Consider the following 9,302-nt stretch of genomic DNA (forward strand, 5'->3'; position numbering starts at 1 on the left):
GGTCATCGTCAAGCGCTTATACCGAAACCCCCGATCTGGTAACAGGTCGGGGGTTTTACTTTGTGCGATGCAAAGCCAGCGCGCGCGATGAATTACCCCTGCGCTGACGGTAGGCTAGTGGTCGGCTCTCCTTTTGTTTGCACTTGGTCGCTGGGTTACTGGGTGAGCCGGCATCTTGGCATCCCACCTCAATAGGCGTATCGCTTGATCCGCTCCTTGTAACCGCACCCTGACTAGTTCTCCAGCTATTCAACCACCATCGCGTGGTGCGTTGATTAAGTGCGCTGGGGGGCGTGTTATGGCCTTATTCTTTAGCGTTTTATGTAATAAGCAAATGCGTATAAAGGCTTTATTGTTCTATCTTTGCGCTTTCTGTAGGCTGTACCCCCTGTTCGCAATCATGGCCTGCTTGTTCGATAGGCGTAGGAGGATGGTATGTTTTCTGGTTTTTCGGTATCTGGGCGTTTGAAAGGACTGGTTGGTGTGTTGGCGATGAGTGTTGGCATGACTGCGCCGGTTCAGGCGGCGGATCAGGAGATACTCAACTCTTCCTATGACATCGCGCGAGAACTCTTCTCTGCCTATAACGTTGAGTTCAGCGAATATTGGCAGCAGGAAACCGGCAAGAGCATCGAGATCAAGCAGTCGCACGGTGGCTCTTCCCGGCAGGCACAAGCGATTTTGCAGGGCCTGCGCGCCGATGTGGTTACTTACAACCAGGTGACAGACGTCGACATTCTGCAACAGCGCGGAAAGCTGATTCCGGCCGACTGGCGGGAGCGCTTGCCAAACGCCAGTTCGCCTTACTACTCGACCATGGCTTTTTTGGTCCGCAAGGGCAATCCAAAGCAGATTAGGAACTGGGATGACCTGGCCCGCGAAGACGTTAGCTCGGTAATGCCTAACCCGAAAACCTCGGGCAATGGTCGCTACAGCTATCTGGCTGCATTGGGGTACGCGCAAAAGGCCTACCCGGACGACGAGGCCAAGTCCGACGCTTATCTTAAGTCTTTCCTGGGTAATGTTGCCGTGTTTGACACCGGCGGGCGTGGTGCAACTACTACCTTCATTGAACGTGGCATTGGTGATGTGTTGCTGACGTTCGAGTCTGAGGTTAACAACATCGTTGCCCAGAATCCGGATGCCGGATTTGAGGTGGTGGTGCCAAAGGTCAGCTTTCTGGCTGAGTTTCCAGTTACCTGGATTGATCGCAATGTTGAGCGCAACGGCACCGAGGCTGTCGCCAAGGCCTACCTTGAGCACCTGTACAGCGAGCCGGCTCAGCGTTTAATTGCAGGGTTTTACTACCGCGTGCAGAACGAGACAGTAAAACAGGAGTTCGCCGACAAGTTCCCAGAGCTTGAGCTATTGCCGATCGAGGAAATCGCCGGCAGCTGGGAGAATGCGATGAAGGTTCACTTTGCCAGTGGTGGTAAACTGGACCAACTTCAACGCAGGTAATCGAATCCGTTCATGAGTACTTCCTTGGCCAGTCCAACGCTGGCGAGAAATAACAAGCCCGGCAAGCGCGTCTTACCGGGCTTTGCTTTGAGTCTTGGTGTGTCGCTGCTGTTTATTGGGTTGGTGCTGCTGCTGCCATTGACTGGTCTGGTCATGCAAACTGCCGGTATGAGCTGGGGGGAATACTGGGCGGTGATCAGCGATGAGCGTGTCGTGGCGTCTTATCGAGTAACGCTCTGGGCTGCCGCCATCGCTTCGGTGTTCAATGGCGTGGTTGGATTGCTGTTGGCCTGGGTATTGGTACGCTATGAGTTTTGGGGTAAGCGGGTTGTCGATGCGCTGATGGATCTGCCGTTTGCGCTGCCCACAGCCGTGGCTGGTATTACCCTCGCGGCTTTGTTCTCCGAAGGTGGTTGGTATGGTCAGTTGCTGGCTGCTCTCGGGATTAAGGTTGCCTTTACTCCCTTGGGAATTATCGTCGCTATGTCGTTTACCAGCCTGCCTTTCGTGGTCAGGACGGTGCAGCCTGTGCTCGAAGATATCGCTCCAGAAGACGAAGAGGCCGCCGTCAGTCTGGGAGCCAGCGACTGGACGGTGTTTCGCCGTGTCCTGTTCCCCTCTTTGTGGCCCGCGCTGATGACGGGGGTGGCGCTCTCGTTCACCCGCAGTCTCGGTGAGTTTGGTGCGGTCATCTTTATTGCCGGTAACATGCCCTACGTTAGTGAAATCACTAGCCTGATGATTTTCGTGCGGCTGCAGGAGTACGACTATGCGGCGGCCAGCGCGATTGCCTCCGTAGTGCTGATAGTCTCTTTGCTGCTGCTGCTGGCAATAAACTTGTGGCAGGCGCGCTACCTTCGCCGCTTGCACGGGCGCTAAGTGATGAGTAAAGCCAAATCCATGTTACGTATCGGTGATCAGCCCTGGGTCAAGTGGAGCCTGATTGGTGTGGCTCTGACCTTGGTGCTGTTGTTGCTGGTGGTACCCCTGGTGCTGATCTTTGCTCAGGCCTTTTCGGCCGGCACCGACAGTTTGTGGGCCAACTTGACCGATACCTATACCTTGGCGGCGATTGGGCTGACGCTCCTGGTTGCCGCCATGACGGTGCCGATAAATCTGGTATTTGGTGTGTTTCTCGCTTGGTTGGTGACCCGTTTCGAATTCCCGGGCCGAAAGCTGCTGATTACCCTGATCGACATCCCTTTTGCCGTTTCCCCAGTGGTCGCTGGCCTGCTTTACCTGCTGCTGTATGGCAGTAACGGCTGGTTGGGCGGCTGGTTGATGGATCAGGATATCCAGTTGATGTTTGCCTGGCCGGGCATTGTCATGGTGACGGTCTTTGTTACCTGCCCCTTTGTTGCGCGTGAACTTATCCCCTTGATGCAGCAGCAGGGCCGCGAAGAGGAGGAGGCTGCGGTGGTGTTGGGCGCCTCTGGCTGGCAACTGTTCCGCAAGGTGACCTTGCCGAATATTCAATGGGCGCTGCTTTACGGGGTGGTCTTGACCAATGCACGTGCGGTCGGGGAGTTTGGCGCGGTGTCGGTTGTGTCCGGCAACATCCGTGGCGAGACCAATACCCTGCCGCTGCATGTCGAGCTGCTGTATCAGGACTACAACGTTGCCGGCGCTTTTGCCAGTGCCTCGCTCCTGGCTGGCATCGCGCTGCTGACGCTGCTGGTAAAAAGCTTTGTGGAGTGGCGCCAGGCGCGTCAACGCGCCCCCGAATCAGACCAAGCGGACAGTCTTTGATGAGTATCAGGTTAGAGGGTATCAACAAGTATTTTGGTCAGTTTCAGGCCCTGAAGGATATCTCGCTTGATATACCCGATGGCCAGTTGACCGGCCTGCTGGGTCCGTCGGGCTCTGGCAAGACGACGCTGCTGCGGATTATTGCCGGTCTCGAGTCGGCCGAGCAGGGGCGTATTTTGTTTCATGATCAGGACGTGACGTCGCTGCATGTGCGCGCGCGTCGAGTCGGTTTTGTGTTTCAGCACTATGCGCTGTTCCGGCATATGACGGTGGCACAGAATATCGCCTTTGGCCTCGAAGTATTGCCCCGTGCCGAGCGGCCCGCTGCAGCTCAGATTCGCCAGCAGGTGGCGGATTTGCTGGAAATGGTGCAGTTGGCACATTTGAGCAACCGCTACCCCTCGCAGTTGTCCGGTGGTCAGAAGCAGCGCATCGCGTTGGCGCGGGCACTGGCCATGAAGCCACAGATATTACTGCTCGACGAGCCTTTTGGCGCGTTGGATGCCAAGGTTCGCAAAGACCTGCGCCGCTGGTTGCGCGCCTTGCATGACGAGTTGCACTTCACCAGTGTGTTTGTTACCCACGATCAGGAGGAAGCGCTGGAGCTATCTGATCGGGTTGTGGTGATGAGTGCGGGCAAGATTGAGCAGGTTGACCACCCGCAGGCGCTGTACGCCGAACCGGAAAGCCGCTTTGTATTCGACTTTCTCGGGCATGTGAACGTGCTTGATGGCGCGCTGCACGACCAGCGGCTGATGCAAGGCGAAGCCTGGGTCACCTTGCCGGGGGATCTGGATTGCGTTGGTGAGGTTCAGCTCTACCTGCGTCCGCACGAGGTGCGTCTGCAGGACTGTCCCGCAGCCCATGCGCACCTGCCGCTGCAGATTGAGTCCATCAGCCTGATCGGTGCGGAAGTTCGTCTTGAGCTTAGCCCTTGTGGTTGGCAAGCGCAGGAGCCATGGGAGGTGGGGATCAGTCACGTCGAGTTCAACCGTTGGCAACCGCAGCGGGGCGACCGCTGCTACGCTGTACCCGATGTCGGGCATCTGTTTGACGTGCAGCGGTCGCACCCTCGCACGCTCAGCTGGGTTGAAGGCTAACAGCTTTATTCAACAGGGTCGGAGGTGGCATGAACCCCTATGAGCGCTTTGTTCTGCCACGTTTGATTGATAGCGCCTGTGGTATGGGAGATGTCATGCGCCTTCGCGCCGAGCTAATGCCGCGGGCGCGCGGCGAGGTGCTCGAGGTTGGCATGGGTACTGGCTTGAACCTGCAGTACTACGATGCGCAACAGGTTAGCCGAATTGTCGGGGTGGATCCGGCCGCGCAGATGCAGACATTGGCGCGCAAGCGTGCTGCGCAGATTGCCATACCTGTCGAGATGGTCGCCGTTGGTGCGGATGGCATCGTTGCAGCCGCCGATAGTTACGACACCGTGGTCATGACCTTTACCCTGTGCAGTATCGCTGACCCAATGCCTGCACTGGTGGAAATGCGGCGGGTGTTGAAGTCGCAAGGTCAGTTATTGTTCTGTGAGCACGGTTTGTCGAGCGAAGCCTCAGTACAGCGCTGGCAGCGCCGGCTGACACCCTGGTGGAGGCCGATTGCCGGAGGCTGCCACCTGGACCGTGATATTCCGCGGTTGTTGCAGCAGGCCGGATTCGTGCTGCATGAGCTGCATCAGGGCTATATCGCCGGCCCCAGGCTAATGACTTATCTGTATCGGGGCGCAGCGCTCAAAGCCTGAACCCTTCAGCTACGTACTCCGCCAAACACTCGGTAATCGGGCTTTGCGCCTGCGGGTTGCGCAGCAGCACTATACTGGCTGAGGGCATGCTCGGCAGGCCGTGCTCATCGCCAATAATCTGCATATCAGCGGGAATCAGGCTTTCCAGCTGGGCGGTAATTGCCAGCCCAGCGCCGACCACGGCCATGATGGCGGACAGGCTGGGGCTGGTATAGGCCACACGGTAGTCGCGTTCCATGGCATCCAACGCATTGCATGCCCACTCCCGGCAGAAACAGTCATTGTTGAACATGGCCAGCGGCAGGCTGCTCTGCTCGTGCAAGGCGAAACCTGTGGCTTGGGCCCAGACCATTTTCTCTTGGCGTAACAGTTGGCCGATCTCGGTCCCCGGTTTGCGGGTAACGATGGTTAGATCCAGGTCCTTGCGCTGCAGCAACTGGTAGGAGGGCTCACAGTGAAGTTCGACCTGAACCATAGGATAGCTCTGGGCGAAGCGGGCAAGGATGCTGGGCAGAAAGCGCATAACATAGTCGTCCGGCGTGCCAATGCTCACCGAACCGACCATGTGCGGCTCGCGCAAGGTACTAATGATCTCGCCCTGCAGCTTGAGAATGCGCCTAGCGTAGCTAAGCAGTAGCTGACCTTCTGCGGTGAGTTCCAGCTGGCGGCCGGCACGCTGAAACAGGTTGCGCTTTACCACGTCTACCTCGAGCCGCTTCATTTGCATGCTTACGGCAGATTGGGTGCGGTTGAGTACTTCGGCGGCACGGGTAAAGCCGCCTTGGTCGGCTATGGCAACAAAGGTACGCAGCAGCTCGCTATCGATGGTTGGGTACTCCGCCATAAATCAATCCTGTAGATGTCTTGCATAAGAAACATTCGTTGGATTGATGTTACGCCTGCGCGCAGACTTTCTCCATCGTCAGGAGGAAGCAAATATGAAAGCGTTAGCATGCAGCGTGGTACGGAGCCGGCAGGGCGGGTGGCGTTGGCTAGTGAACGTGATCGCGCGGAGCTGGTTGTTGCTGCGTCGCTGGCATCGGGTCAGCTACGAACGTCGCTTGCTGGCCAGTTTGTCCTCGCACCAGTTGAGCGATATCGGTGTATCGCGCGCAGAGGCGCTGAGTGAGGCTGCGCGTCCGTTCTGGGACCTCCCTGACTGAGGATAGCGGCAGAGCGCCGGCAACGGTATGATGTGCGGTTTCTCCATCTGGGTGCTGCTGACTCATGTTGCATGCGATTCTTGCTCTGCTGGCCGATGGCCAATTTCATTCGGGCGAAAAGCTCGGGGAGCAGCTGGGTGTCAGTCGCGCCGCCGTCTGGAAGTCGCTACAACGTCTCGAGCAGCAGGGCTTTCCCCTGCACCGAGTGCGGGGCAAGGGCTACCGTATTCCGCCGGGTGCAGTGTTGCTGGATTGTGGTCTCGTTCGAGAGGCGCTCCCTGCTCCCTTGCAGTCGCGTTGGCATTGGCATCTTTACCAGCAGATTGACTCCACCAATGCGCAGGCCCAGCGTCTGATTGCCGAGTCGGGGGTGCGACCCTTGGCCGTGATCGCTGAGCAGCAGACCGCTGGTCGTGGCCGGCGTGGACGTCAGTGGAGCAGCCCCTTTGGCCAGAACATTTATATGTCTTTTGTCGAGCCTGTGAGTGGTGGTGCACAGGGGCTGGAAGGCTTGAGTCTGGTGGTGGGTCTGACCTTGGTGCAGACGCTTGAGGCTTGTGGCTACCAAGGGTGCCAGCTGAAGTGGCCGAACGATATTCTGCTCAATGGTGCCAAGCTGGCTGGCGTACTGTTGGAAATCAGTGGCGACCTTACCGCTGACGCGGTGGTGATTATTGGCGTCGGTGTCAACGTGCTCATGGAGCAAGATGACAATATCGATCAGGGCTGGACGTCGCTGCGTGGCAGTGGTCAGAAGGGTCTGTTGGATCGGAATCAGCTGATTGCCGCATTTGCGCAGCGACTTGCACAGGCGCTTAGGCTGTTTGCTCGGGATGGCTTTTTGGCGTTTCAGGCGCAATGGCAGGCTTGCGATGCCTGGTTGGGTGCCGAGGTTCAGGTGATATCTGGCGCCAACGTCCTGGTGGGGAGAAACCTGGGTGTGGATGCGACCGGTGCCTTGCGCTTATTGACCGCAGAAGGGGAGCGGCAGGTCAGTGGTGGCGAAGTCAGTTTGAGGTTAAGCCATGCTTCTTGAGCTCGATTGCGGTAATACGCTGATCAAGTGGCGCTTGCTCGACCGGGAAGGGCGAGTGCGTGATCGGGACATGGCGCCAGATCTGGTGGAGCTGCAGTGTTTGTTGGGCGGCCAGGAGCGCGAGATTCACGGCTGCCGTCTGGTTAGTGTGCGGTCGGCCGATGAGACCCAGGTGGTGATGGATCAGTTGACCAGTTGGCTCAAGCTGCATCCGGTGCTAGCAAAGAGTCGCGCGGAGCTATCCGGAGTGCGTAACGGCTACGCGGACCACAGCAAGTTGGGCATGGACCGCTGGTTGGCTTTGGTTGCCGGCTACAACCATTGTCGTCGTGCGTGTGTAGTCATTGACCTGGGTACCGCGGTGACCGTGGACTTTGTCGACGCGGCGGGCCAGCACTTGGGAGGTTACATCGCACCCGGCAGCAAATTGCTGCGTGGCAGTTTGCAGCGACACACCCGTTTGATCCGTTATGAGCAATCACTGCGCGGCGATTTATTGCAGCCTACCCCGGGTAGTACTACCGCGGAAGCGGTCGAGTTTGGTTGTGATCTGATGCTGGTGGGTTTTGTGCGCGAACAGTTGCGTGTCGCACGGCAGGTACTGGGTGACGAGATGGTGGTCATTCTGACTGGGGGCGATGCCGAGCGTATGGCGGAGGCCTTGCCGGAGACCTGTCATACCCTGAGCGATCTGGTATTCGACGGGCTTGCGCTGGCTTGCCCGATGGAGATTGACTGATGCGCTCGCTATTCCTCTTTCTATTGCTGCTGAATGTGCTGTATGCGCTGTGGCAATGGCAAATAGCTGGCTGGCAGCCCTCTGCTGGCGATGAGGCTCCGCAAAAGATTGTCGCCAATACGCCGGTGACTGGTGATGATGGACCGACCTCGAGCCAGCCTGAGTCGGCGCCTCAGTCGCAGCCCGCTGCTGCGGAGCGAGATGAGGTTCCGCCAGCGTTGTGCGTCATGCTGGGTACGTTCAGTGTGCGTGCCGAGGTTGATCAGTTGCAGCAGCGCCTGCTTGCGGTGGATGTGCCGGCAGAGCTGGTCACGCGCGCGGTGGTCACCACGACAGATTACTGGCTGGTAATGGCGGTCGCAGGAGGCAGCCAAGGCGCCCTGGCGCGCTTGTCTTTGCTGCAGGAGCGTGGCATCGACAGCTTTGTTATCACTCGCGGCCACCTGGCTGGCAATCTGTCGCTGGGCGTGTTCAGTCAGCAGGATTATGCGGCTGCTCGTCAGGCCCAGCTTGAGGCGGAAGGCTACGATGTGCGCATTGAGGCGGTAGAGAAAACCCGTGATCAATTTCTCTTGCAGGTTCCGCCGCAGGCGCGTCGGCTGCTTGATCAGGCGATGTTGGCGCGGCTGCGCAAGGATTTTCCTGCCATGCAGCATCGGTATCAGGCCTGTGACGGCGTTGCTAATACGCGCAACATCCCCTAGAATGGCGCCCGCTTCAAGGCAACGCTTTGCCAAGAAGCGCTTTTATTGGTGTTGAACAGCGTTCAAGTAAGTGTTTTTGCTAATAAAAGTGTTGACAGAGTGGTGCCAAGTGATGAAAATGGCGCCTCTTTTACGGAGGGGTTCCCGAGCGGTCAAAGGGATCAGACTGTAAATCTGACGGCTTAGCCTTCGAAGGTTCGAATCCTTCCCCCTCCACCAGATTTCGCGTTAGCCAGGCACTTGGCGGGTATAGTTCAACGGTAGAACCTCAGCCTTCCAAGCTGATGGTGCGGGTTCGATTCCCGCTACCCGCTCCAGCTCTGGCAATGCAATGATGTGTAAGCTCATGTAGCTCAGTTGGTAGAGCACACCCTTGGTAAGGGTGAGGTCAGCGGTTCAAATCCGCTCATGAGCTCCAGTATCAAGGCAGATATGCGAATATCTGCCTTTTATTTAATGGTCGCGTGACACGCGCATTGCTCTCACGAATAGGGGATCTCTCGATGGCTAAAGAGAAGTTCGAACGTAGCAAACCGCACCTGAACGTAGGCACCATTGGTCACGTTGACCATGGCAAGACTACTCTGACAGCTGCATTGACCCGTGTTTGCGCCGAAGTATACGGCGGCTCTGCGCGCGCTTTCGATCAGATCGATAACGCGCCGGAAGAGAAAGCACGTGGTATCACCATCAACACCTCGCA

General features: G+C 57.6%; 11 protein-coding genes and 3 tRNA genes. 13 read left to right on the forward strand and 1 reads right to left on the reverse strand.

Features of this window, described 5'->3' with window-relative positions; all coding sequences use genetic code 11:
• Positions 1–435 precede the first annotated feature (435 nt).
• The 5 genes from cysP to V7747_RS18450 are packed head-to-tail and all read left to right on the forward strand — an operon-like array spanning position 436 to position 4,957.
• Complete coding sequence (gene cysP / locus V7747_RS18430) at positions 436–1,461, forward strand: thiosulfate ABC transporter substrate-binding protein CysP (RefSeq protein WP_335617454.1); 1,026 nt, start codon at positions 436–438, stop codon at positions 1,459–1,461.
• Positions 1,462–1,500: 39 nt separating this feature from the next.
• A complete protein-coding gene (cysT, locus tag V7747_RS18435; RefSeq protein WP_442909303.1) occupies positions 1,501–2,340 on the forward strand; it encodes a sulfate/thiosulfate ABC transporter permease CysT in 840 nt (279 codons plus the stop codon).
• A 3-nt stretch (positions 2,341–2,343) separates the two neighbouring features.
• Positions 2,344–3,210 carry a sulfate/thiosulfate ABC transporter permease CysW gene (cysW, locus tag V7747_RS18440; RefSeq protein WP_335617456.1) on the forward strand — a complete coding sequence of 289 codons (867 nt, stop codon included), beginning with the start codon at positions 2,344–2,346 and terminating at the stop codon, positions 3,208–3,210.
• A complete protein-coding gene (locus V7747_RS18445; RefSeq protein ID WP_335617457.1) occupies positions 3,210–4,310 on the forward strand; it encodes a sulfate/molybdate ABC transporter ATP-binding protein in 1,101 nt (366 codons plus the stop codon). The genes cysW and V7747_RS18445 overlap by 1 nt, the downstream gene beginning before the upstream one ends.
• Positions 4,311–4,339: 29 nt before the next feature.
• Complete coding sequence (locus tag V7747_RS18450) at positions 4,340–4,957, forward strand: class I SAM-dependent methyltransferase (protein WP_335617458.1); 618 nt, start codon at positions 4,340–4,342, stop codon at positions 4,955–4,957.
• Here the strand turns inward: V7747_RS18450 and V7747_RS18455 are convergent.
• Positions 4,947–5,801 carry a LysR substrate-binding domain-containing protein gene (locus V7747_RS18455; protein WP_335617459.1) on the reverse strand — a complete coding sequence of 285 codons (855 nt, stop codon included), beginning with the start codon at positions 5,799–5,801 and terminating at the stop codon, positions 4,947–4,949. The two genes, V7747_RS18450 and V7747_RS18455, sit on opposite strands and share 11 nt — an antisense overlap.
• Positions 5,802–5,895: 94 nt before the next feature.
• Between V7747_RS18455 and V7747_RS18460 the strand changes: the two genes are divergently transcribed.
• From V7747_RS18460 to V7747_RS18495, 8 genes are all read left to right on the forward strand, one after another.
• The gene (locus V7747_RS18460) at positions 5,896–6,120 is read left to right on the forward strand and encodes a DUF1127 domain-containing protein (protein ID WP_335617460.1); all 225 of its coding nucleotides are present in this window, start codon (positions 5,896–5,898) and stop codon (positions 6,118–6,120) included.
• Positions 6,121–6,184: 64 nt separating this feature from the next.
• Positions 6,185–7,156: a bifunctional biotin--[acetyl-CoA-carboxylase] ligase/biotin operon repressor BirA gene (gene birA / locus V7747_RS18465; RefSeq protein ID WP_335617461.1), complete on the forward strand. Its 972-nt coding sequence runs from the start codon at positions 6,185–6,187 to the stop codon at positions 7,154–7,156.
• Positions 7,146–7,895, forward strand: a complete 750-nt coding sequence (locus tag V7747_RS18470) for a type III pantothenate kinase (RefSeq protein ID WP_335617462.1) — start codon at positions 7,146–7,148, stop codon at positions 7,893–7,895. Before birA ends, V7747_RS18470 begins: the two co-directional genes overlap by 11 nt.
• Complete coding sequence (locus V7747_RS18475) at positions 7,895–8,599, forward strand: SPOR domain-containing protein (RefSeq protein ID WP_335617463.1); 705 nt, start codon at positions 7,895–7,897, stop codon at positions 8,597–8,599. Before V7747_RS18470 ends, V7747_RS18475 begins: the two co-directional genes overlap by 1 nt.
• Positions 8,600–8,733: 134 nt before the next feature.
• Positions 8,734–8,818, forward strand: a tRNA-Tyr gene (locus V7747_RS18480).
• 24 nt (positions 8,819–8,842) lie between these two features.
• Positions 8,843–8,916 (forward strand) — tRNA-Gly (locus tag V7747_RS18485).
• Positions 8,917–8,941: 25 nt separating this feature from the next.
• Positions 8,942–9,017, forward strand: a tRNA-Thr gene (locus V7747_RS18490).
• A gap of 85 nt (positions 9,018–9,102) precedes the next feature.
• On the forward strand, positions 9,103–9,302 hold a 200-nt coding region (locus V7747_RS18495; protein WP_335617464.1), incomplete at its 3' end, for a GTP-binding protein.

The sequence above is a fragment of the Halopseudomonas sp. genome, assembly GCF_036960865.1.
Classification (GTDB): Bacteria; Pseudomonadota; Gammaproteobacteria; order Pseudomonadales; family Pseudomonadaceae; genus Halopseudomonas.

Coding starts and splice junctions, on each gene's coding strand:
- V7747_RS18475 (WP_335617463.1), top strand. CDS start 7,895: ATGCGCTCGCTATTCCTCTTTCTATTGCTGCTGAATGTGCTGTATGCG.
- V7747_RS18445 (WP_335617457.1), top strand. CDS start 3,210: ATGAGTATCAGGTTAGAGGGTATCAACAAGTATTTTGGTCAGTTTCAG.
- cysW (WP_335617456.1), top strand. CDS start 2,344: ATGAGTAAAGCCAAATCCATGTTACGTATCGGTGATCAGCCCTGGGTC.
- birA (WP_335617461.1), top strand. CDS start 6,185: ATGTTGCATGCGATTCTTGCTCTGCTGGCCGATGGCCAATTTCATTCG.
- V7747_RS18455 (WP_335617459.1), bottom strand. CDS start 5,801: ATGGCGGAGTACCCAACCATCGATAGCGAGCTGCTGCGTACCTTTGTT.
- V7747_RS18450 (WP_335617458.1), top strand. CDS start 4,340: ATGAACCCCTATGAGCGCTTTGTTCTGCCACGTTTGATTGATAGCGCC.
- cysP (WP_335617454.1), top strand. CDS start 436: ATGTTTTCTGGTTTTTCGGTATCTGGGCGTTTGAAAGGACTGGTTGGT.
- V7747_RS18460 (WP_335617460.1), top strand. CDS start 5,896: ATGAAAGCGTTAGCATGCAGCGTGGTACGGAGCCGGCAGGGCGGGTGG.
- V7747_RS18470 (WP_335617462.1), top strand. CDS start 7,146: ATGCTTCTTGAGCTCGATTGCGGTAATACGCTGATCAAGTGGCGCTTG.